At 64.6% G+C, this 19,448-nt stretch carries 24 protein-coding genes, 1 tRNA gene and 2 pseudogenes; 20 read left to right on the top strand and 7 right to left on the bottom strand.

The window, feature by feature from the left end:
• The 11 genes from RYM47_RS14530 to RYM47_RS14580 form a co-directional block, all read left to right on the top strand.
• Window positions 1-491 (top strand): threonine--tRNA ligase (locus RYM47_RS14530; protein ID WP_315388769.1); only part of this gene is annotated, 491 nt, incomplete at its 5' end.
• A gap of 48 nt (window positions 492-539) precedes the next feature.
• Complete coding sequence (gene infC / locus RYM47_RS14535) at window positions 540-1,079, top strand: translation initiation factor IF-3 (protein ID WP_026070650.1); 540 nt, start codon at window positions 540-542, stop codon at window positions 1,077-1,079.
• A 278-nt stretch (window positions 1,080-1,357) separates the two neighbouring features.
• Window positions 1,358-1,555 carry a 50S ribosomal protein L35 gene (gene rpmI / locus RYM47_RS14540; RefSeq protein WP_017355265.1) on the top strand — a complete coding sequence of 66 codons (198 nt, stop codon included), beginning with the start codon at window positions 1,358-1,360 and terminating at the stop codon, window positions 1,553-1,555.
• Between the two features lie 10 nt (window positions 1,556-1,565).
• Window positions 1,566-1,925, top strand: a complete 360-nt coding sequence (gene rplT / locus RYM47_RS14545) for a 50S ribosomal protein L20 (RefSeq protein WP_003484828.1) — start codon at window positions 1,566-1,568, stop codon at window positions 1,923-1,925.
• Window positions 1,926-2,078: 153 nt separating this feature from the next.
• Window positions 2,079-3,074 carry a phenylalanine--tRNA ligase subunit alpha gene (gene pheS, locus RYM47_RS14550; protein ID WP_315388770.1) on the top strand — a complete coding sequence of 332 codons (996 nt, stop codon included), beginning with the start codon at window positions 2,079-2,081 and terminating at the stop codon, window positions 3,072-3,074.
• A 92-nt stretch (window positions 3,075-3,166) separates the two neighbouring features.
• Entirely contained in the window at window positions 3,167-5,545 is a 2,379-nt protein-coding gene (pheT, locus tag RYM47_RS14555; RefSeq protein WP_315388771.1) for a phenylalanine--tRNA ligase subunit beta, read from the top strand.
• Between the two features lie 27 nt (window positions 5,546-5,572).
• The gene (locus RYM47_RS14560; RefSeq protein ID WP_005410432.1) at window positions 5,573-5,872 is read left to right on the top strand and encodes an integration host factor subunit alpha; all 300 of its coding nucleotides are present in this window, start codon (window positions 5,573-5,575) and stop codon (window positions 5,870-5,872) included.
• Window positions 5,853-6,209, top strand: a complete 357-nt coding sequence (locus RYM47_RS14565) for a MerR family transcriptional regulator (protein ID WP_005410431.1) — start codon at window positions 5,853-5,855, stop codon at window positions 6,207-6,209. The genes RYM47_RS14560 and RYM47_RS14565 overlap by 20 nt, the downstream gene beginning before the upstream one ends.
• A 68-nt stretch (window positions 6,210-6,277) precedes the next feature.
• Window positions 6,278-6,354: transfer RNA gene (locus RYM47_RS14570), tRNA-Pro, on the top strand.
• A gap of 126 nt (window positions 6,355-6,480) precedes the next feature.
• Window positions 6,481-6,606, top strand: a complete 126-nt coding sequence (locus RYM47_RS14575; RefSeq protein WP_315388772.1) for a hypothetical protein — start codon at window positions 6,481-6,483, stop codon at window positions 6,604-6,606.
• A 240-nt stretch (window positions 6,607-6,846) separates the two neighbouring features.
• Window positions 6,847-7,125 (top strand): hypothetical protein, encoded by a 279-nt coding sequence (locus RYM47_RS14580; RefSeq protein ID WP_315388773.1) that lies wholly within the window; start codon window positions 6,847-6,849, stop codon window positions 7,123-7,125.
• An 84-nt stretch (window positions 7,126-7,209) separates the two neighbouring features.
• On the opposite strand, the gene RYM47_RS14585 is transcribed toward RYM47_RS14580, so the two are convergent.
• On the bottom strand, window positions 7,210-8,100 hold the full coding sequence (locus tag RYM47_RS14585; RefSeq protein WP_315388774.1) for a LysR family transcriptional regulator: 891 nt from the start codon (window positions 8,098-8,100) through the stop codon (window positions 7,210-7,212).
• 104 nt (window positions 8,101-8,204) lie between these two features.
• On the opposite strand from RYM47_RS14585, the gene RYM47_RS14590 reads away from it, so the two are divergent.
• The 3 genes from RYM47_RS14590 to RYM47_RS14600 are packed head-to-tail and all read left to right on the top strand — an operon-like array spanning window position 8,205 to window position 10,951.
• Window positions 8,205-8,729, top strand: a complete 525-nt coding sequence (locus RYM47_RS14590) for an SRPBCC domain-containing protein (RefSeq protein ID WP_315388775.1) — start codon at window positions 8,205-8,207, stop codon at window positions 8,727-8,729.
• A 57-nt stretch (window positions 8,730-8,786) separates the two neighbouring features.
• Window positions 8,787-9,902: an NADH:flavin oxidoreductase/NADH oxidase gene (locus RYM47_RS14595; RefSeq protein ID WP_315388776.1), complete on the top strand. Its 1,116-nt coding sequence runs from the start codon at window positions 8,787-8,789 to the stop codon at window positions 9,900-9,902.
• 29 nt (window positions 9,903-9,931) lie between these two features.
• Window positions 9,932-10,951, top strand: a complete 1,020-nt coding sequence (locus tag RYM47_RS14600; RefSeq protein ID WP_315388777.1) for a YncE family protein — start codon at window positions 9,932-9,934, stop codon at window positions 10,949-10,951.
• A 226-nt stretch (window positions 10,952-11,177) separates the two neighbouring features.
• On the opposite strand, the gene RYM47_RS14605 is transcribed toward RYM47_RS14600, so the two are convergent.
• Window positions 11,178-11,660 (bottom strand): hypothetical protein, encoded by a 483-nt coding sequence (locus RYM47_RS14605; RefSeq protein ID WP_315388778.1) that lies wholly within the window; start codon window positions 11,658-11,660, stop codon window positions 11,178-11,180.
• Window positions 11,661-12,011: 351 nt separating this feature from the next.
• On the opposite strand from RYM47_RS14605, the pseudogene RYM47_RS14610 reads away from it, so the two are divergent.
• The 4 genes and pseudogenes from RYM47_RS14610 to RYM47_RS14625 form a co-directional block, all read left to right on the top strand.
• Window positions 12,012-12,374: pseudogene (locus RYM47_RS14610) on the top strand (GNAT family N-acetyltransferase); the annotation flags it as partial.
• Window positions 12,375-12,455: 81 nt separating this feature from the next.
• Window positions 12,456-13,462: pseudogene (locus RYM47_RS14615) on the top strand (HWE histidine kinase domain-containing protein).
• On the top strand, window positions 13,459-13,851 hold the full coding sequence (locus RYM47_RS14620) for a response regulator (RefSeq protein ID WP_315388779.1): 393 nt from the start codon (window positions 13,459-13,461) through the stop codon (window positions 13,849-13,851). Before RYM47_RS14615 ends, RYM47_RS14620 begins: the two are co-directional and overlap by 4 nt.
• 434 nt (window positions 13,852-14,285) lie before the next feature.
• Window positions 14,286-14,459, top strand: a complete 174-nt coding sequence (locus RYM47_RS14625) for a DUF1328 domain-containing protein (RefSeq protein WP_070207834.1) — start codon at window positions 14,286-14,288, stop codon at window positions 14,457-14,459.
• A gap of 75 nt (window positions 14,460-14,534) precedes the next feature.
• Here RYM47_RS14625 and RYM47_RS14630 read toward each other — a convergent pair whose 3' ends face one another.
• The 5 genes from RYM47_RS14630 to RYM47_RS14650 all read right to left on the bottom strand — a co-directional run bounded on the left by RYM47_RS14630 (window position 14,535) and on the right by RYM47_RS14650 (window position 17,231).
• The gene (locus RYM47_RS14630; RefSeq protein WP_315388780.1) at window positions 14,535-14,801 is read right to left on the bottom strand and encodes a type II toxin-antitoxin system HicB family antitoxin; all 267 of its coding nucleotides are present in this window, start codon (window positions 14,799-14,801) and stop codon (window positions 14,535-14,537) included.
• A gap of 110 nt (window positions 14,802-14,911) precedes the next feature.
• The gene (locus RYM47_RS14635) at window positions 14,912-15,670 is read right to left on the bottom strand and encodes a transporter (protein WP_315388781.1); all 759 of its coding nucleotides are present in this window, start codon (window positions 15,668-15,670) and stop codon (window positions 14,912-14,914) included.
• Window positions 15,671-15,758: 88 nt separating this feature from the next.
• Window positions 15,759-16,181, bottom strand: a complete 423-nt coding sequence (locus RYM47_RS14640) for a hypothetical protein (protein ID WP_315388782.1) — start codon at window positions 16,179-16,181, stop codon at window positions 15,759-15,761.
• A 37-nt stretch (window positions 16,182-16,218) separates the two neighbouring features.
• A complete protein-coding gene (locus tag RYM47_RS14645; protein WP_315388783.1) occupies window positions 16,219-16,452 on the bottom strand; it encodes a hypothetical protein in 234 nt (77 codons plus the stop codon).
• Between the two features lie 2 nt (window positions 16,453-16,454).
• Window positions 16,455-17,231, bottom strand: a complete 777-nt coding sequence (locus RYM47_RS14650) for a MipA/OmpV family protein (RefSeq protein ID WP_315388784.1) — start codon at window positions 17,229-17,231, stop codon at window positions 16,455-16,457.
• Between the two features lie 114 nt (window positions 17,232-17,345).
• On the opposite strand from RYM47_RS14650, the gene RYM47_RS14655 reads away from it, so the two are divergent.
• Together RYM47_RS14655 and RYM47_RS14660 are read left to right on the top strand one after the other, a co-directional pair.
• Complete coding sequence (locus RYM47_RS14655) at window positions 17,346-18,020, top strand: response regulator transcription factor (protein WP_315388785.1); 675 nt, start codon at window positions 17,346-17,348, stop codon at window positions 18,018-18,020.
• The gene (locus RYM47_RS14660; protein WP_315388786.1) at window positions 18,017-19,354 is read left to right on the top strand and encodes a HAMP domain-containing sensor histidine kinase; all 1,338 of its coding nucleotides are present in this window, start codon (window positions 18,017-18,019) and stop codon (window positions 19,352-19,354) included. Before RYM47_RS14655 ends, RYM47_RS14660 begins: the two co-directional genes overlap by 4 nt.
• Window positions 19,355-19,448 lie beyond the last annotated feature (94 nt).

Here is a 19,448-nt window from a genome sequence, read left to right on the forward strand (position 1 = left end):
ACGCCATCGGCCGTACCTGGCAGCTGGGCACCATGCAGGTCGACTTCATGATGCCCGGCCGCCTCGGCGCCGAGTACGTGGACGAAGCCAGCCAGAAAAAGCACCCGGTCATGTTGCACCGGGCCATCGTGGGCTCCATGGAGCGCTTCCTGGGCATCCTGATCGAGCACCACGCCGGCCACTTCCCGGCGTGGCTGGCCCCGACCCAGGCGGTGGTGGTCAATATCACCGACGCCCAGTCTGAATACGTGGAAGGGGTCAGGAAAACCCTTGCAGATCAAGGCTTCCGGGTAACGGCCGATTTGCGCAACGAGAAGATCGGATATAAGATTCGCGAGCATACGCTGCAGCGGGTCCCGTATCTGCTGGTGGTGGGCGACCGTGAGAAGGAAAATGGCGCCGTAGCCGTGCGTACGCGCTCGGGCGAGGATCTGGGCAGCATGTCCGTCCAGGCCTTCATCGAGCGGTTGCAGGCAGAACAGTCCGTGTAAGACAGTCCCGGCCCCGCGGATGATCCGTCATGGGCCGGTTTGATTCCTCTGGGAGATTGCAATATCAGTACCCCTGACAACAAACAGAACCGCAAGAATCAGGAAATCCGGGTGCCGCGCGTACGCGTGATCGGCAGCGACGGTGAAATGATTGGCGTGTTGACGCGTGATGAAGCGCTGTCGATGGCCGAAGACGAAGGTCTGGACCTGGTCGAGATTCAGCCGCAGGCTGATCCGCCGGTGTGCAAGATCATGGACTTCGGCAAGTTCAAGTTCGAAGCGCAGAAGAAGGCCAACGAGGCCAAGAAGAAGACCAAGCAGGTCGAGATCAAGGAAGTGAAGTTCCGCCCGGTCACCGACGAAGGCGACTACCAGATCAAGCTGCGCAAAATGCGCGGTTTCCTGGAAGAGGGTGACAAGATCAAGGTGAACATCCGCTTCCGTGGTCGTGAAATGAGCCATCAGGAACTGGGTCGCGAAATGGCCAACCGGATCGAAGCCGATCTGGGCGAGGACATCGTGATCGAGTCCCGTCCGCGCCTGGAAGGCCGGCAGATGGTCATGATGATCGCGCCGAAAAAGAAATAACCTGCGGACGTAGAGCCGGGCTCTGCCCGGCTGCACCGCCGAACGGGACCGCACCGGCCCGTAGCGCCGGGCTCTGCCCGGCCGCTTTACCCCCGCCCAATCAACCATTTGCAACCGGCTCCGGTCGCTGGCATAATGGGCGGCCCCGTATTGCGGGGTGAAGGACCCGCCCGATTCCCAGAGGGGAATCCGGGCTTACAAGCAGGCAAGGGCACGGACGGAAAGTGTGGCATCGCCACCGCCCTGGTCAGTAAAAAAACATCATCAAGGACATTGCAATGCCCAAGATCAAGACCAACCGGGCGGCGGCCAAGCGTTTCCGCAAGACCGCCTCCGGCAAGTTCAAGGCTGGCCACGCCAACCGCAGCCACATCCTCACGAAGAAGTCGACCAAGCGTAAGCGCAATCTGCGTCAGACGAACCATGTTCGTGCAGAAGACGCAGGCCGTTTGAACCGTATGCTTCCCTACCTCTGAGGACTGAACCATGGCTCGAGTAAAGCGTGGTGTACAGGCACGTCGCCGCCACAAGAAAATCCTGACCCTTGCCAAGGGTTACTACAACGCACGCCGCAAGGTCTTCCGCGTTGCCAAGCAGGCCGTCATCAAGGCACAGCAGTACGCCTACATCGGTCGTAAGCAGAAGAAGCGTAATTTCCGCTCGCTGTGGATCACCCGCATCAACGCGGCTGCCCGCATCAACGGTCTGAGCTACAGCCGTTTCATGAACGGCCTGCTGAAGGCGGGTATCACCCTGGACCGTAAGGTCCTGGCCGATATCGCCGTGCACGACGCAGCCGGTTTTGCTGCACTGGCCGAAAAGGCCAAGGGCGCGCTGGCGGCATAAGTCCATTCCCCGCCGTTGCCGTGCAAACGCAACGGCTGCGGGTAAGGCAATGCATGGGGAAGGGCGCAAGTCCTTCCCCATTCTTTTTTGTGCCGCCGGGAGTCGGCCCGGCGCGCATCGCGAAGGCAGACCGACGCGAGGTCCTGGCTATCCATGAGTGACATCCAATCCCTGACCACCCAGGCGCTGGCCGACGTGGCCGCCGCACAGAGCCCCGAAGCGCTTGAAGCGCTGCGCGTGGGCCTGCTCGGCAAGAGCGGCAGCATCACCGCCCAGCTCAAGCAGCTCGGTGCGCTTCCTGCCGACGCGCGCAAGGCCGCCGGCGAAGCCATCAACCAGGCGCGCGACGCGCTGACCACCGCGCTGGGCGAGCGCAAGGCCGTGCTGGAGGACGCTGCGCTCGACGCGCGCCTGGCCGCCGAAGCGATCGACATCACCCTGCCGGGCCGCGCCGCCGAACGCGGTGGCCTGCACCCGGTAACTCGCACCCTGGAACGCATCACCGAAATCTTCGGCCGCCTCGGTTACGAGCTGTCCGAAGGCCCGGAAATCGAAGACGACTGGCACAACTTCGAAGCGCTGAACTTCCCGCCGCACCACCCGGCGCGTGCCATGCACGACACCTTCTATTTCGGCGACGGCCGCCTGCTGCGCACGCATACCTCCGGTGTGCAGGTGCGCTACATGGGCGACCACGCGCCGCCGCTGCGCATGATCGCCGCCGGCAAGGTGTACCGCAGCGACAGCGACCAGACCCATTCGCCGATGTTCCACCAGGTGGAAGGCCTGCTGGTGGATGAGCATTCGACCTTCGCCGACCTCAAGGGCACCCTGTCCGAGTTCGTGCGCGCGTTCTTCGAACGCGACTTCGAAATGCGCTTCCGCCCCAGCTACTTCCCGTTCGTCGAACCGGGCGCGGAAGTGGACATTGCGTGGCAGCAGCCCGACGGCAGCACCCGCTGGCTGGAAGTGCTCGGCTGCGGCATGGTCCACCCGAACGTGCTGCGCAACGTGGGCATCGACCCGGAGCGCTACACCGGCTTCGCCTTCGGCCTGGGCGTGGAGCGCTTCGCCATGCTGCGTTACGGCGTGAACGACCTGCGCGCGTTCTTCGAAAACGACGTGCGGTTCCTGAAACAATTCGCGTAAGCACATCAGCGTAGAGCCCGGCCATGCCGGGCTGGAATGCATCCAAGACCATCAAGGCCCAGGCGCATGCGCCGGCCCACCAGGGTGACACCATGAAATTCTCTGAAAACTGGCTGCGCAGCCACGTTCCCACCACCGCCTCGCGCGCCGAGCTGAGCGCGGTGCTGACCGCGATCGGCCTGGAAGTGGAAGAGGTCACCGACCTCGGCGCGCACCTGGACCACGTGGTGGTCGCGCGCATCATCTCCGCCGAGCGCCACCCCGAAGCCGACCGACTGCAGATCTGCCAGGTCGACGCCGGGCAGGGCGAGCACCTGCAGATCGTGTGCGGCGCCCCCAATGCGCGCGCCGGGCTGGTTGCGCCGCTGGCGATGATCGGTGCCAGGTTCGGTGACATGACCATCAAGGCCACCAAGCTGCGCGGCGCCGATTCCAACGGCATGCTCTGCTCGGCGAAGGAGCTGGGCCTGGACAGCGATGCCTCCGGCCTGTTCGAACTGCCTGACGACGCGCCGGTTGGCCAAGCCCTGGTCGAGTACCTGGGCCTGCCGGACGCCAGCATCGAGATCAAGCTCACCCCCAACCGCGCCGACTGCTTCAGCGTGCGCGGCATCGCCTTCGACGTGGCCGCCGCGTGCGCCAGCGAAGTGGTGCCGTTCAACGCCGCCCCGGTGGCTGCGGTGGGCAACCGTGAACTCAGCATTGCGCTTGAAGCCGGTGCCGAAGCGCCGCGTTACCTGGGCCGCGTGATCGAAGGCGTGAACCCGCGCGCGTCCACCCCGCTGTGGATGGCCGAGCGCCTGCGCCGCAGCGGCGTGCGCCCGGTGTCGCTGCTGGTCGACATCACCCAGTACGTGATGCTCGAACTCGGCCAGCCCATGCACGCCTACGACCTGGGTACCCTGCAGGGCAGCATCGGCGTGCGCCGTTCGCGCGCCGGCGAAACCCTCAAGCTGCTGGACGGCCGCGACGCCGCGCTGGACGACAGCTTCCTGGTGGTCACCGACGCCGACCGTCCGGTCGGCCTGGCCGGCCTGATGGGCGGCTTTGATACCCGCGTCACCGACGACACCACCGCCGTGTTCCTGGAAGCCGCGCACTTCGCCCCGGCCGCCATCATGGGCCGTGGCCGCAAGCTGGGCCTGCACACCGACGCCGGCCATCGCTTCGAGCGTGGCGTGGACCCGGCGTTGCCGCGTACCGCCATCGAGTACGCCACCCGCCTGGTGCTGGACCTTGCTGGCGGCACCCCGGCTCCGGTTACCGAGGCCGTGCGCGAAGGCGACCTGCCGGCTACCGCGACCATCGGCCTGCGCCGCGCGCGCATCGCCCGCGTGCTGGGCATCCAGATTGAAGATGCCGACGTCGAGCGCATCCTGCGCGCGCTGGGCATGGACGTGGCCGCTGCCGCCGACGGCTGGCAGGTCACCGCGCCCAGCCGCCGCTTCGACATCGCCATTGAAGAAGACCTGATCGAAGAGCTGGCCCGCATCCACGGCTACGAGCGCATTCCGACCACCCTGCCGGGTGGCGCGGCGCGCATCGCCATGCCCAGCGAAACCCGCCTGGACGACCTGAGCAGCCGTCGCCAGCTGGTCGCCCGCGACCTGCAGGAAACCATCAACTACGCCTTCGTCGACGCCGGCCTGCTGGCCAGCTGGCAGCTGCAGGACAACGTGGTGGCCCTGGCCAACCCGCTTTCGGCCGAGCTGGCGGTGATGCGCCCGGCGCTGCTGCCGGGCCTGGTGGCCACGCTGGGGCGCAACGCCGCGCGCCAGCAGCCCACCGTGCGCCTGTTCGAGCTGGGCCGCGTGTTCCACCCGCAGGCCGGGCAGGGCGCCGCCCCGCTGGAAACCCAGCGCGTGGCCGTGGCCGTGTGCGGCGACGCCACCCCCGAACAGTGGGGCCTGCCAACCCGCAAGGTCGACTTCCACGACCTCAAGGGCGACCTGGAATCGCTGGCTGCCGCCTCCGGTGCCGAGCTCAGCTTCGTGCCCTCGACCCGCCCGTACGGCCACCCGGCCCGCTCGGCCGAGGTCCTGCGCGACGGCGCCAGCCTGGGCTGGATCGGCCAGATCCACCCGCGCCTGGCCAAGGCCATGGACATCGACGCCGACGTATTCGGCTTCGAACTGGACCTGGCCGCCCTGGCCGCCCGCGCCCTGCCGCGCGCCAGCGACCTGTCCCGGTTCCCCTCGGTCCGCCGCGACCTGGCCTTCCTGGTTCCCGAGGCTGCGGCCTGGTCCGACCTCGAAGCGACCCTGCGCCGGGCCGCCGGCCCGCTGCTGCAGCAGGTGACCCTGTTCGACCGTTACGTCGGCCAGGGGGTAGAGCCGGGCTTCAAGAGTCTCGCTATGGGCTTGATTTTGCAGGACAAGTCGCGCACTCTGACGGACCGCGACGTGGATGCGGTGGTGGCCGAGGCGGTCACTGCCATCGAGCGTGAACACCACGCCCGGATCCGCGGCTGAGCGGGCAGCACTCGGGGGTAGCAGGCAATGGCATTGACCAAGGCGGAGATGGCGGAAAAGCTGTTCGACGAAGTCGGTCTGAACAAGCGGGAAGCCAAGGAATTCGTCGACGCGTTTTTCGATGTGCTGCGTGAAGCATTGGAACAGGGACGTCAGGTGAAGCTGTCGGGCTTCGGTAATTTCGATCTGCGGCGCAAGAACCAGCGCCCGGGTCGCAACCCCAAGACCGGCGAGGAAATTCCGATTTCCGCCCGTACGGTGGTCACCTTCCGTCCGGGCCAGAAGCTCAAGGAGAGGGTGGAAGCTTATGCTGGATCCGGGCAGTAACCGCGAACTACCGCCGATCCCGGCCAAGCGCTACTTCACCATCGGTGAAGTCAGCGAGCTGTGCGACGTCAAGCCGCACGTCCTGCGCTACTGGGAAACCGAGTTTCCCAGCCTTGAGCCGGCCAAGCGCCGAGGCAACCGCCGCTACTACCAGCGCCACGACGTGCTGATGGTGCGGCAGATCCGCAGCCTGCTGTACGAACAGGGCTACACCATCGGTGGCGCACGCCTGCGTCTGGATGGGCCCGATGCCCGCGAGGAATCGGCGCTGAGCAACCAGATCATCAAGCAGGTGCGCATGGAGCTGGAAGAAGTGCTGCAGTTGTTGCGCCGCTGATCCCATTTCCATCGTAATCCGCTATACTTCACGGCCCGCCGCACTGGCGGGCACATCGCAGCATCAGTCGGGGCGTAGCGCAGCCTGGTAGCGCATCTGCCTGGGGGGCAGAGGGTCGTCGGTTCAAATCCGGCCGTCCCGACCATTGTTGGTAACACGATCAAGGGTTCGCACTTTCGGTGCGAGCCCTTTTTTGTTGTTGCAACGAAGTGCACTGTTTTTGACTTCACATGGTAGTAGGTTGGCGCCCCCGTTAACTGGCCGTACGATCATGGCTATTAATGCCGCTTACGACACGATCTTCAACGAAACCTTTGGCGAAGAGGTCGGTGCAGAGGACGCGAAAGCGCTGCAGATGGCCTACGGGTTGGCAGAAGACGCCTGGTTGGAGCCCTAGGGTGTGCGATCAGGTTCCTGCGCCAGCAGCGTCTGAAGGTCATTGCAGTGAGATCCTCCTTTGTTCCCGACAAGTCCGGTCCGGCGACGCTGCACTTCCACGTGTTGATCCATGCTCCACCCAGTATCAGCAGCGACGCGGAGTGGGATTTTCTGGACCATTTGGTAGCTGCCGATTATCCGGCTACGAGCTCTAGGGCTGTCAGTGTGGCCTTCGTTCCGACGCTGGCGGAGGCGGAAAATGGCGATATCGCCTGAGCATCTTCGTGATTTTGCGAAAAAGCATGCCAGCGAAAGTTCCGACGAAGTGACGCTCCGGGCGGCGTCTGACACGCATGGGTTATCCGAACATCGTTCGGGTTGGGCCGTTGTAGACGACGAGCCGCCAACGATTTCGCAGTTGTTCGCCGCGGTCGGCCAGCCCGCGCCTGACGGTTCACAGGCCGAGCGTGCATCCGCTTTCAGCGCGCTCATGGATGGTGCCAGAATCCGGCAGGATCTTGGATTCAGCCCTGTCTAACCCGGCTGTAGGACGCAGTTGCTGCAGAAGCCCTCTAATTGAGACCGCGTTCGAGCGTGCCCAGCGGCCGAGGGTCCGCAGGAACTATCCGGCACGACCACGTCGAAAGCGCGGCACTCCTCTCAGTCGCTCGACCAGCCATTGTGCCGCTCCTGACAGCGGCCATTCCGATCGATGAATCAGCCAGAGTGTGTCCACTACAGGATCACCGCAGGCCACCGTCTTGATGGATGCCGGCTGTGCAAACGATTCGCGAGCATGCCTCGGAATGACCGTGAAGCCGAGGCCTCGCGACACAGGCTCCAGGATCAGTGCAACCTGGTTGGTAAAGCCGTGCACGGGTAGCGAGCCAATTCCCGGATTGCCCGGGAAGCGCCTGGAGAGCAGGCGGGTGGCCATCGCCCTGCCATCTGGGTGGTCGATGAAGCCAAGTCTCTGCAGATCAATCCAGGACTTTGCGCTGGAACCTGCGGGAACCACCAGTTCCAGCACTTCTTCCGTGAACGCTGAGGCGGAAACGCGAGGATCGTCTGGTTTTAGTGTTACTAGCCCGAGTTCGTAGTGCTTCTCAAGAACCGCGTGAAGCACCTCGGAATCCGGCGCGAAGCGATGCCGGATGGAGAGGCCCAGGTGGTTCTGCTGAAAGTCCAGCAGAACCGGGTAGAGGGCAAGACCGACGCTGCCGGGGGTGATCAGACTCACTTCGCCTTGATCGGAAACTTCCTCAGAGAGGGTCGCCTTCAACCGACGCTCAGCACGTTCCATGTCCTGGATAAACGCCATCAACGCGGTACCGGCAGGTGTCAGTTCGATTTGTCGTGGCCGACGGATGAGCAGGGGACCCAATTGTTCTTCCAGATGCCGCACGTGTTGGCTCACGGCAGCCTGGGTCAGCCCCAGTTTGTTGGCAGCCCGCGTGAAGCCCCCGAGGACGGCAACAGTGGCGAACGAACGAAGCCATTGTGGATTGTACATAACAATAATTTATCCAAAGGATAATGATCCATTAGATCACCTGTTGTATCGATGCGCCTAGTCTTCGCTGTCGGACAATCGTTCCCAATACCTACGCTCCACCCATGAAGATGAATGCAATCCACTGGCCTGAGGGCTACGTCCCGGGCCTTACTGAAAATTTCGCTTCCAACGAGGTCATCGTGGCGGGCCTGAACGCGGCAGATATCTGGCCCCTTCTCGCCGAGCCGGCCAGGTGGCCGTCCTATTACGCCAACTCGGCCAATGTCCGCCTCCATGACGGGAAGGGACCAGTGCTGGCTGATGGCGACCGCTTCTACTTTGAGACCTTCGGTTTCCCGGTCGAGGCGCAGTGCAATGAGTATGTTGCGCCGGCGGGTGGCCACCCGGGTCGCGTTGCCTGGCACGGCTGGGCCGGGGAGGTAGGTGCCGATGATCGGCTGGACGTCCACCACGCGTGGCTGGTTGAGGATCTGGAGGGAGGCCGTGTTCGCATCCTTACCCAGGAGACGCAGAAGGGTAAGCCCGCTGCGGAGCTGCATGCTGCCAAACCAAACCCGATGATCAACGGACACCAGGACTGGCTTGTGGGATTGGTGGACGCTGCGCGGATGAACAAAGCGCGGTGACGGTTCCATCGGCCCCATCCTGTCATTCTCAATCATTCATAGCTATATAGGTAGTTCATGTCTGCGCTGTTCACTCCATTCGGGCTGAAAGACGTCACCCTTCGCAATCGCATCGCAATTCCGCCCATGTGCCAGTACCAGGCTCACGAGGGATACGTAAACGATTGGCACGTGGTCCACTACGCCGGCCTTGCACGTGGCGGTGCCGGTCTGGTCATCGTGGAAGCCACTGGCGTCTCGCCGGAAGGTCGTATCACCCCGGGCTGCACCGGTCTTTGGGAGGATGGTCAGGTGGAAGGCATGGCGCGTGTCGCGTCGGCCATCAAGGCCGCCGGAGCGGTTGCAGGCATCCAGATCGCCCATGCGGGTCGCAAGGCGAGCGCCAACAAGCCTTGGGAGGGCGATGACCACATCGGCGAAGGCGACCGTCGCGGCTGGCCGACGCTTGCGCCCTCGGCCATTCCCTTCGGCGGCGGCCTGTCCAAGGTGCCTCAAGCGATGACACTGGAGGACATCGCGCAGGTCCAAGCCGACTTCGTGGCGGCGGCCGAGCGTGCGCTGTCTGCAGGCTTCCAGTGGCTGGAACTGCACTTTGCACATGGTTACCTGGCGCAAAGCTTCTTCTCGCCCCTCGCCAACCAACGGACCGACAAGTACGGCGGCAACGCCGAGAATCGCGGTCGGTTCCTGCTGGAAACATTGCAGGCGGTGCGTGAAGTGTGGCCTGAGCATCTTCCGCTGACCGCGCGATTCGGCGTCGTTGAGTTTGACGGACACGACGAAACCTTTTACCCCGAGGCCGTCGAACTGGTGCGGAAGATGCGCGATGGGGGCCTGGATCTGATCGACGCCAGCATTGGATTCTCCACCACGAATGGTAAGGCGCCCTGGGGCCCTGGCTTCTTCGTTCCGGTGGCCGGCCGCGTCAAGCGGGATACACAGATGCCGGTCGCTGCGAGCTGGTGCATCGACGATCCGCAGATGGCCGAGCAGGCGGTAGCTGAGGGCGAGATGGATCTCGTGCTGATTGCCCGGGCCCACTTGGCCAATCCGCACTATGCCTACCAGATGGCGCTTGCGCTGGGTGAGGCTCAGCCGTCGGAGACCTTGCCGGCATCCTATGGCTATTGGCTGTCTCGCTACCGCGGCCCGGGCAAAGGCGCGGCGCAGTGATGTGCTGGCGGGAAAGGATTGCAGCCGCCTTGCTCGTGGTGTTGTCTCCGCTCTCCGCTGTTGCAGCGGATTTGCCTCCTTACCTGCTGCTGGTGATATCGAAAGCCGATCATGTACTGCAACTTCGTGATCCTGAGAGCTTTGAGCTGCTGAAAACCGCTCCACTGGGTCCCGATCCGCATGAGATCGCTTTGGACCCGGACGGACACACCGCTTACGTCTCGAATCCTGGCTACGGATCCTTACACCGCATTGACGTGATCGATCTGAGAACCGGCACGGCGAGGGCGCCGATCGACACGATGCCACTGCTCGGGCCGCATGGGCTGGCCTTCGTGAAGGGTCGCCTGTGGTTTACCGCCCAAGGATCCAAATCCATCGCAAGGTTGGATCCAAGGCGTCAAGCCAACAAAGTGGAATGGGTCATGGGCACAGGTCAGGACACCACCCACCTACTGCATGTGTCAGCAGACGGCCAGCATGCCTACGCCACGAACTCTGGTTCAGGCACTGTCAGCTTGTTCGAGCGGCGCTTGGTGCCGCCGAACACCCCGCCCACCGGCATCCCTCCGGCCGGGGCGACGTCGCGAATGGACTGGGTGCACACACTGGTGCCGACAGGTCCGGGCACTGAGGGATTCGACGTCTCGCCTGACGGAGGCAAGCTCTGGACCGTTGCGCCGGACGGCACGCTGTACGTGATCGACCTGACCTCAAAACGTGTTGTAGATCGGTTTGACAGCGGCTTGGATGGGGCTCACCGCTTGGCGTTCACTCCCGACGGTCACCGGATCATGGTGGCAAGCGTCAAGACCGGCGCGTTGGCAATCTTCGACGCTTCCAGCCACAAGCTTATCAAGCGTCTGCAGACCGGGCATGGCGCTGGCGTCTATATGGATCCCAGCGGCAATCGGGCCTTCATCTCCTGCACCCCGGATGGCTTCGTCGCCGTGATTGATCTGGCCTCCCTGAAGGAGATCCATCGCATTACCCTACCTCGACCGGATGGCGTGGTGCTGACAGGGCGAGAAGCGGACAGCAATTTCTGACGGTGTGACACACGCCCCGAACTGCGCCTACTGGTACTGAAACTTCCTTTGGCGCTCGCTTGTGGCCGAAGCCGCTCTTGCTCTCTGGGTTGCCGGTGGCCGCACACCCGAATCACCCTATTGGATTGTAAGCTTGCTCACGCTGAGACGAAGGCTGGATCTGTCGTCGAGTGAAGGCTCCGGTCGGAGCCTCCATTCCAGGTGCTGCGTACGAATGTGGCAGTGATTATTCGACGGGAGCCGGTGCGCCGGCCGTTGACGGCGGCGGCCCCAACGGTGCCAACGGCACCTCTTCCAGATCCACGAGCGATATCAGCGCCAGCAGGTTCTTGATGCTCATGTCTTCGACATTGCCAGGGCATCGCTCGATTACATCGATGAGTGATAGCAGCTCGACAATGCGCAAATCGTAGATGCGCAGCAGACTGCGGATTGCGCGGAACACTTCGTGCCTTGAAGGGTCGTTGGCACCGATCAGGCGGTGCACCTGCGTTCCCGCCTTTGTCGTAGCATCGCAGCGAGTCGATGAGATCGCCTTCAGTATCTCGCCCATCGTCAGCTGGTCTGATGTGCGGATGTCGGTTCGGAGCTTGGATTCGAGCGTGACCCAGGCGGGGCTGCCCCAGTCCAAGGTCTCGGCGATGGCGGTGAAATAGTAGTTCAGGTCAACTGTCACGCGAGACGGCGCGGCGAAGGGATCAACGTGCATGAAGGACGTCCTCGATAGAAGTAAGTTCCAGCGCCCTTCCGATATGCACGGATGGGCGCTGCTGCTGCTCCTTTGATTCGGGACGCCAATCCCGGTCGCCGATTATCTGGCGACGCGGCGATCCTGCTCTTGGTGCTCGGCAACTGTCAATCAAGCCTGTCATGAAAGGCACTGTTTCAGGTACGGAAGGCCATGCAGCGCTGGTAAGCGGTGCCTACCGCCCGCACCCCCGTTACCATTTCCCTGTCGGTTCCAGACCGGAACCCAAGGATCAGGCGCAGGCAGATGGCAACAAGGAGAGTGCGGGCTGTCGATCTGGAGCAGGCCAGTGCCGTGTGCATGGCCTCCTTCATGGACGCGGTTGCGCCGTCGCTGGGGCCGGAGGGTGTCGCTACCTTTGCCGGCATCGTCTCGGTGGAGGGGTTTGCCGGGCGCCTGTCCGACGAGAACGACATGTTCGTGTACGAGGCCGACGGCCGGGTGGTCGGGGTGGCCGAACTGATGGGCGGCCAGCACGTGGCCACCTTGTTCGTGGCCCCGGGCTGGCAGGGGAAGGGGATTGGTCGGGCGCTGATGGACGCCTTGCTGGAATGCGCGCGGGCCGAGGTGGTCACGGTGCGGGCGTCGCTGGCCGCTGTGGCGGCCTACCAGCGTTACGGATTCGTGGTGTCCGGAGCGGTCGGCGAGTACGCCGGACTGGTCTATCAGCCCATGCAGATGGCACTGCCGCGACGTGATCCGGGCTTCACGGCAGCCACCCTATGCTCTGGCGAAATTCACAGGGTTCGAACCGTGTTGCAGGAGCAGGAAGAAGACACCCCCAAGTGGCGGATTTACGAGGCCCTGCTGCAGGCGACGCCCGACCTTTCGTACGTATTCGACCTGGACCACCGCTTCATCTATGCCAACAAGGCACTCCTCTCGATGTGGGCATGACCTGGGACGAGGCGATCGGCAAGACCTGCCTGGAGATCGGCTACGAGCCCTGGCATGCGGCCATGCACGACGCGGAAATCGATCGGGTGATCGCTACCAGACAACCCATCCGCGGCGACGTGCCGTTTCCACACGCCACCGAGGGCGTGCGCATCTACGACTACATCTTTACTCCGGTGATCGGGCCGGACGGGCAGGTGGAGGCCATCGCCGGCAGCACCCGCGACGTGACCGAGCGCAAGCGCCACGAGCAGCACCTGCAGCTGCTGATCAACGAGCTCAACCATCGGGTCAAGAATTCGCTGGCGATGGTGCAGTCCATCGCACGGCAGACGTTCCGCAATGCGGCCGACGTGGCCGAGGCCAGCGAAAAGGTCGAACAGCGCCTGATGGCGCTGGCCGCCGCGCACGACGTGCTGACCCGCGAAAACTGGCACAGCGCCGATATCCACGAGCTGATCGAGGCCACAGCGACGGTGCACGCCGAAGACCGCGACGAGCGCTATGACATCAAGGGCGACCCCTGCCGGTTGGACCCGCGCCGGGCGCTGGCATTGGCCATGGCGCTGCACGAGCTGGGCACCAACGCGGTCAAGTACGGTGCGCTGTCCGGTCCCGATGGGCGCGTGTCGCTGCACTGGGACAAACACAAGCTTGCCGGTCGCAACATGATCGAGCTGGTCTGGCAGGAAAGCGGTGGGCCGCCGGTACAGCCGCCAAGCCAGCGTGGGTTTGGGTCCCGGTTGCTGGAACAGGGGCTCAAGCACGACCTGGGCGGCAAGGTGGAGCTGGCCTTCGACCCGGGTGGCCTGCGCTATCGCGTGCTGTTCCCGCCGGTGGATGACGACGTGCGGGTACACCCTTGAACGGGCGGGTGCTGGTGGTCGAAGACGAGTCGATGGTCGCGATGATGGTCCAGGACTATCTGGTCGACGAGGGCTATGAAGTGGTCGCCCTGGCTGGCACGTTGGATGATGCGTTGGATGCGGCCGAGAAGTGCACCTTCGATGTGGCCCTGCTCGACGTGAACCTGGCCGGCACGCCGTCGTTCCCGGTTGCCGAGGTGCTCGAAGCACGTGGCATTCCCTACATGTTCCTCACCGGCTATGGGCCGGACAGTCTTCCCGAGCGCCTGAAAGGTCGTTACGGCCTGCAGAAGCCGTTCAAGATGCGCGAGCTGCGCAGGGAAATCGAGAGGGTGACAAACCCATCCGGCGGGGCAACGCCCGGCGCCGACGGTCCATCGCTGCGCTGAGGCAGCGGCTGTCGCGCGATCAGCTGACCGCGCGGATCACTTCTTCAATCAGCACGACGTAGCAGGCCACGAAGTACACCTTGAGCAATGCCGGGTGCTGCTTGGTTACGAATGCGCGCATGGCGGTGATGGCCGTTGTGGGACGTCATCATTGTGACCATGCGGTGAAATTGAGGCAACGGTCACACATTCAGTGCTGTGATGAGAGGATGCGTGAGCGAGCTTTGAAATCAATCACTTGCGTGTTAAGCGGCGGAGTGCTTCCCTACCGTCCGTCGGAAAATTCCTACAAGCGCTTCTGAATACGTGGCGCGTGCCGTTCACATTAGGTAGCGCCTTCACACGCTGCCCGCGTCTCATTCACCCCTGCGGCACAGCCGGATCGATAGCGTGGAGGCCTGTCAGTCATCCCGGAAATCGGGCAAAGGAACAACATGATCAAGTGGGCCATCATCTTCGCCATCATCGGCCTCATCGCGGGCGCGCTCGGTTTCGCCGGCATTGGCGGCGCCGCCATCGGCGTGGCCAAGTTCCTGTTCTGGGCAGGCATCATCATCGCCGTCGTCCTGTTCCTGCTGGGTATGACGGTCGCCAAGAAGGTGACCTGACCGCAAGGTCGCCGCGGCTGAAACCGCAAAAGCCTGCGCAGCGATGCGCAGGCTTTTTTGTTGCGGCCATGAAACTCAGGGGTGGTGTGGCGTGATGTCTACCAGCATCCAGAAGCCGCCTTCGTACTCCGCTTTATCGATGTATGAGGTGATGGGGGACGGCGGTGGAACGTCGCCCGGGTCGCTTTCGTACATCAAGGCAACGGCTTCCCTGATTTCGTCAGGAAGCTGCACAAGCTCGTCAGCCGCGGAGTGCACCCCGGGCAGGTCGGGGAGGATCGCACCGTAGGCGCGGTTGGCTTGGTGATGGATGTAGACCGGGTACAGGTTTTGACGGGGCATCGAGACAGGAAGACACGCTAACGAGTGCTCGTCCAATTGATTCAAAAGCGCGATTTGAGCGAATTCATTAGTGCTGTGAATCGCGTGGCGACGCGGGGTGGTCGGAAGCCTCACTCAAAGTAGAACGAAACCCCCAGCCCGGCCTGTAGATCCGGGCTGTTGCGGTCCAGTCCGAGGTCGAAGGAGGCGTCGAGCTGCACGCGGCGGGCGGGCATCCAGGTGAGCCCGGCGCCGGCCACAGAGGTGGAAGGTTCGCCGTCGGTGTGGGTGAAACCGGCTTCGATGAAGGCACTGACGTTGACGCTTACGGCCAGGCTGAGGCTCGGCGACCACTCGAAGGCGTCCTCGCCGGCACCGCGCGTGGCGTTGGCGTACAGGGCGCCGGTCCAGCGGTCGTTGAAGGTGTATTCGTAGCTGGCGCCCAGTTGATATTGGGTGCCGCCTTCGCTGAAATCACGCGAACCGGTGTCGAAGCTGCTGCTGGCCAGCAAGGCGACGGCGTGGCGGTCCGAATCGAGCGGTAGCGCGAACTTCAGTGCCAGGCCGCTGTCGCCGGCGCCGCGCGTGGTGTTCGATGGGGCATTGCGCGGGGCTTCGCGCAGGCGATTCCACGGACTTCCGAAGGCCTGCAGCTCAAGGTTCGCGCCCAAGCCCACGCGAAGGCGCAGGTCGGTGCCGTACTGCGTGGTGCGCGTTCCTGCATCGTCGCGGTCGCGCTCGTAATCGGGCAGGCCCAGTTCCAGGGCGACGCCACCGGCGGGCAGCACCGAGGCTGCGAAGCCCAGGCCCGGGCGGTCGAAGGCCGGGGTTTCGCCCTCGTCCTGCTGCGCCCAGGCAGGCGCCGCAAACGCCACCAGAATCAGTCCCACCCATGCTCGCATCGCCACACCCACGCTGAGGAAACAGCAGCAGCCTAGCGATGCGGCGGCAACGCGCCGTGAGGGCGGGCCGGTGCGGTCAGAGCGGCCGGGTCAGGGCCAACAGGCCTTCCAGCAGGCGTGCCGCGCGCGGCTGCCCGTCGTCGTCGATCGGGCAGGCCATCGACTGCAGCCAGAACCCGTGCGCGGCGCGCCGTGCGGCGGTAAGGCGATGGTCGTCGCCTTCGCCCGGATGCAGGTGCAGCTGCGACTGGATCCAGTGCTTCAGCGCCTGCGCTACTTCAGGGTCGGGTCGTCCGCGTGGAATGCCTGCGCCGGGTTCCGGCGGCAGCAGGCAGGCGTGGAAAATGGCGGTGACATACGCGCGGGAGAAACGCCCGTAGGCCTCCGGATCCTGCGCGACCAATGTCTGCACTGCCCGGTCGAATTCGGTCAGCGCGCTGGCCAGTGCGGGTGCGTCGGTCGGCTCGGCGGTGCTGAGCAGCGGGAAGGGTCGGCTCATGCGGGCTCCGGAAGTGGGGCAGGGTGGGTGGCAGGCATCAGAGCGCCGCAGAGGCCTGCGGCAGGTGCAATGGCAGGGGGCCAGGCTGCTCCAGAAGGCCGCGCAGCAGGTCCACCACGCGCTCGCCCTGGCCATTGCAGGCGAGCTCGAAGGTAGTGAGTCCGCCGAGTGCGGCCAGCGGGGTGTGCACGATCCAGTGCAGCACGCGGCTGCGGTCCGGCTCGATCTGCAGCGCGAGCGTGGCGACGCGACGTACGATGCCGGTGCGCATGCTCAGAACCCGTAGCTCAGCGCCAGCAGCGCGCTGTCCATGTGCGTGCCGACGGTCATCGGGCTGTCCTTGACCGCGCTGGAAAGCAGGGTGCGGCGCAGCGAGGCGGTGGCGGTCCAGTGCGGGCCGAGCGGCATCACCGCGCTGAAGTCCATGTACGGGGCAACGCCGCTGCCGGCGCGGTAGGCCGCCAGCCCGCTGCGCTGCGCTTCCACCGCGCTCACGCCAAAGTAGTAGTCATTGAGCTTGCTGCTGGCGTATTGGGCGCCTACGCCGGGCACCAGCACCACGCGGCCGGTGGGAATGGGATAGGTGTATTTGGCGTCGGCCGCGACGCCGCCGCCGTGCCCGCTCACTTCCGCCTGCACATTGCCCTGCAGCACGCCCCACGGCGCGGTGTGGCGCACGGCCACGCCGGCCATCGCCGACATGCTGCGGTTGGAGAGCTGGCGCAACTGCGGGTTGTCGGTGTCGTTGCGCTTGAAGCGCATGAAGTACGGCGACGCCAGCAGCGAGACCTCGGTTTTTTCGTTGCTGATCAGCTTGTAGCCCAGGCTGCCGCCACGGAAATGGAACCGGTCGCCTTCCCAGTTGATCACTGGTACCGGCAGTACGTCGGTGTCGTAGCCGGCGTAGGGCGACTTCTGCGCGACCACCGCCAGGCCCACGCTGCTGCGTGGCTTGGCCCCGGGAGCGGCCTGGGCCAGCACGCTGCCGCTGGCCAGCAGCCCGATGAGGGCGAGGCTTGCCGCTGCTGTCTTCCGTGAACCGCTGTGCATGGGTAACGCTCCTGGGGGATGATCAAACCGCCATGATGTCCCCCGGACATTATGGGAACGTTGCGTCACCGGGCGCGGTACCATCGGCGGCCTCCGCCCCTGCCTGCACCGCCCATGCGCATCCTGCTGCTCGAAGACGACCCCGAACTGGCCGGTGCCATCCAGGCCAGCCTGGGGCGGCACGGCATGGTGGTGGACCTGGTGGTGTCGATGGCACAGGCGGCGGAGGCGCTCAAGGCGGGGGTGCACCAGGTACTGCTGCTGGACCGCCAGCTGCCCGATGGCGACGGCGCCAACTTCGTGCGGGTGGCGCGCAGCCATGTGCCCAACCTGCCGGTGATCATGCTGACCGCGCGCGACTCGGTGGCCGACCGGGTGGTCGGGTTGGATGTGGGTGCCGACGATTACCTGACCAAACCGTTCGCGGTGGAAGAGCTGCTCGCGCGGATCCGCGCGATCTCGCGGCGGCCGGCGCAGATCACCTTGCCGATGCTCACGCTGGGGCGGCTGCAGTTCGATTTCGTGGCGCGCGAAGCCCGCGTGGCCGGTGCGCTGCTGGGGCTGCCGCGACGGCAGTTGCTGGTGCTGGAAGCGCTGGCCCTGCGCCAGGGGCGCACGGTGGCACGCGCGGCATTGCAGGAAGCGGTGTATGGCTTCGACGATGACATCCAGTCCAACGCGTTGGACGCGCACGTCTCCAAACTGCGCCGCGCGCTGGCCGATGCGGAGGCGCAGGTGGAAATCCATGTGATGCGCGGCATTGGCTATCTGCTGAAGGAAACCGCATGAAGTTCCTCAAACCCGGCTCGCTGTCGTTCAGCCTTGCGTGGAAGATCTGCCTGATCCAGGTGGCCATGGTGCTGAGTGCACTGGTTGGCATGGTGCTGGTCTATGGGGACAGCAGTGCGGCCTACGTGGACTGGCGCACCGGTGAAGATGTGGCCAATGCAATCAGCGTGCGTGACAACGCCCTGCAGGTGGATTGGCCCGCGATCGATGCAGCCGTGCCTGATCGGCCGGCGACGTTCTGGTTTGCCGCGGCCGACGAACGCGGCCACCGCAGCGAGCATGGCCCAGTGCCCGCGGTGTACCGGCCGCTGGTGGAACAGTTGCAGCATGTGGAACCCACCGACGTGCGCACCCGCACCCAAGGCACCGAGCTGGCGATGCGGGTGTGGGTGGCTGAGCAGGACGGTGCGCGCGTGCATGTGATGATCGGTGGGCTTCCGCATCGCGGTTTCTGGCGGCAGATGCTGGTGGTGATCGGTTACCTGGGCGGGTGGATCACCCTCCCGCTGATGGTGATCACCCTGGTCGTGGCGCCGTGGGCCATCCATCGCTCTCTGCGCGGCGTGAACCGGGTGGCGGCGCAGGCGGCCGCCATCGAAATCAGTGAGCGGGGGCGCGGCCTGGACACTCATGCCGTGCCACGCGAAATCGTGCCGCTGGTGGATGCGTTCAACGCGGCGGTGAAGCGCATCGGCGAAAGTTATGACGCGCAGGACCGCTTCCTGGTGGGGGCGGCGCATGAGCTGCGCATGCCGATCGCAATCCTTGCCACCCGCATTGCCGACCTTCCTCCCGGCCAGCTGCGTTCGCGCCTGCAGCGCGATCTGGGGAGGTTGAGCAACATCGCCGAACAGTTGCTTGACCTGCAGCGGCTGGACCATCACCGCAGCCAGCACCAACGCGTCGACCTGGCGGCACTCGCGCGCGAGGTGGCCGCTGACGTCGCGCCGCTCCTGATCGATGCCGGCTACGCATTCGCGGTGGAGGCGCCGGACGACGCGGTGTGGGTCCACGGCGACCCGGATGCACTGCATCGGGTGATCAGCGGGCTGCTGCAGAATGCGATCGCGCACGGCGGTGGCAGTGGCACGGTGATGGTGGAACTGCAGCCCAGCGGTCTGTTGTCGGTCAGCGACGAAGGCGATGGCGTACCCGAGCAGGCACGGCAATCAATCTTCGAGCCGTTCCATCGCCTGCGTCCCAGTGGCAGCGGCAGTGGCCTGGGCCTCTACCTGGCGCGCGAAATCCTGTTGCGCCACGGCGGCAGCATCGTGGCTGAAGAAGCCGCTGGTGGCGGCGCGCGCTTTGTGATGTCGCTTCCCGTAGCGCGATAGGCATTAGGTGCGGCCTTTACCGAGTCCCGGTTCACCACGCCATCACCGTGAGTGCGATGTGATGGGGTAGAACACCCCATCTACTCCAGGAACG

The sequence above is a fragment of the uncultured Stenotrophomonas sp. genome (assembly GCF_963519125.1).
Classification (GTDB): domain Bacteria; phylum Pseudomonadota; class Gammaproteobacteria; order Xanthomonadales; family Xanthomonadaceae; genus Stenotrophomonas.

Bases quoted from the DNA above. Each gene is read 5' to 3' on its own strand.
- RYM47_RS14595 (WP_315388776.1), top strand. From the start codon at position 8,787: ATGTCTGCGCTGTTCACTCCATTCGGGCTGAAAGACGTCACCCTTCGC.
- RYM47_RS14590 (WP_315388775.1), top strand. From the start codon at position 8,205: ATGAAGATGAATGCAATCCACTGGCCTGAGGGCTACGTCCCGGGCCTT.
- RYM47_RS14575 (WP_315388772.1), top strand. From the start codon at position 6,481: ATGGCTATTAATGCCGCTTACGACACGATCTTCAACGAAACCTTTGGC.
- rpmI (WP_017355265.1), top strand. From the start codon at position 1,358: ATGCCCAAGATCAAGACCAACCGGGCGGCGGCCAAGCGTTTCCGCAAG.
- RYM47_RS14585 (WP_315388774.1), bottom strand. From the start codon at position 8,100: ATGTACAATCCACAATGGCTTCGTTCGTTCGCCACTGTTGCCGTCCTC.
- RYM47_RS14605 (WP_315388778.1), bottom strand. From the start codon at position 11,660: ATGCACGTTGATCCCTTCGCCGCGCCGTCTCGCGTGACAGTTGACCTG.
- RYM47_RS14565 (WP_005410431.1), top strand. From the start codon at position 5,853: ATGCTGGATCCGGGCAGTAACCGCGAACTACCGCCGATCCCGGCCAAG.
- RYM47_RS14645 (WP_315388783.1), bottom strand. From the start codon at position 16,452: ATGCGCACCGGCATCGTACGTCGCGTCGCCACGCTCGCGCTGCAGATC.
- RYM47_RS14650 (WP_315388784.1), bottom strand. From the start codon at position 17,231: ATGCACAGCGGTTCACGGAAGACAGCAGCGGCAAGCCTCGCCCTCATC.
- RYM47_RS14625 (WP_070207834.1), top strand. From the start codon at position 14,286: ATGATCAAGTGGGCCATCATCTTCGCCATCATCGGCCTCATCGCGGGC.
- RYM47_RS14580 (WP_315388773.1), top strand. From the start codon at position 6,847: ATGGCGATATCGCCTGAGCATCTTCGTGATTTTGCGAAAAAGCATGCC.
- RYM47_RS14630 (WP_315388780.1), bottom strand. From the start codon at position 14,801: ATGCCCCGTCAAAACCTGTACCCGGTCTACATCCATCACCAAGCCAAC.
- pheT (WP_315388771.1), top strand. From the start codon at position 3,167: ATGAAATTCTCTGAAAACTGGCTGCGCAGCCACGTTCCCACCACCGCC.
- RYM47_RS14640 (WP_315388782.1), bottom strand. From the start codon at position 16,181: ATGAGCCGACCCTTCCCGCTGCTCAGCACCGCCGAGCCGACCGACGCA.
- rplT (WP_003484828.1), top strand. From the start codon at position 1,566: ATGGCTCGAGTAAAGCGTGGTGTACAGGCACGTCGCCGCCACAAGAAA.
- RYM47_RS14660 (WP_315388786.1), top strand. From the start codon at position 18,017: ATGAAGTTCCTCAAACCCGGCTCGCTGTCGTTCAGCCTTGCGTGGAAG.
- RYM47_RS14655 (WP_315388785.1), top strand. From the start codon at position 17,346: ATGCGCATCCTGCTGCTCGAAGACGACCCCGAACTGGCCGGTGCCATC.
- RYM47_RS14560 (WP_005410432.1), top strand. From the start codon at position 5,573: ATGGCATTGACCAAGGCGGAGATGGCGGAAAAGCTGTTCGACGAAGTC.
- pheS (WP_315388770.1), top strand. From the start codon at position 2,079: ATGAGTGACATCCAATCCCTGACCACCCAGGCGCTGGCCGACGTGGCC.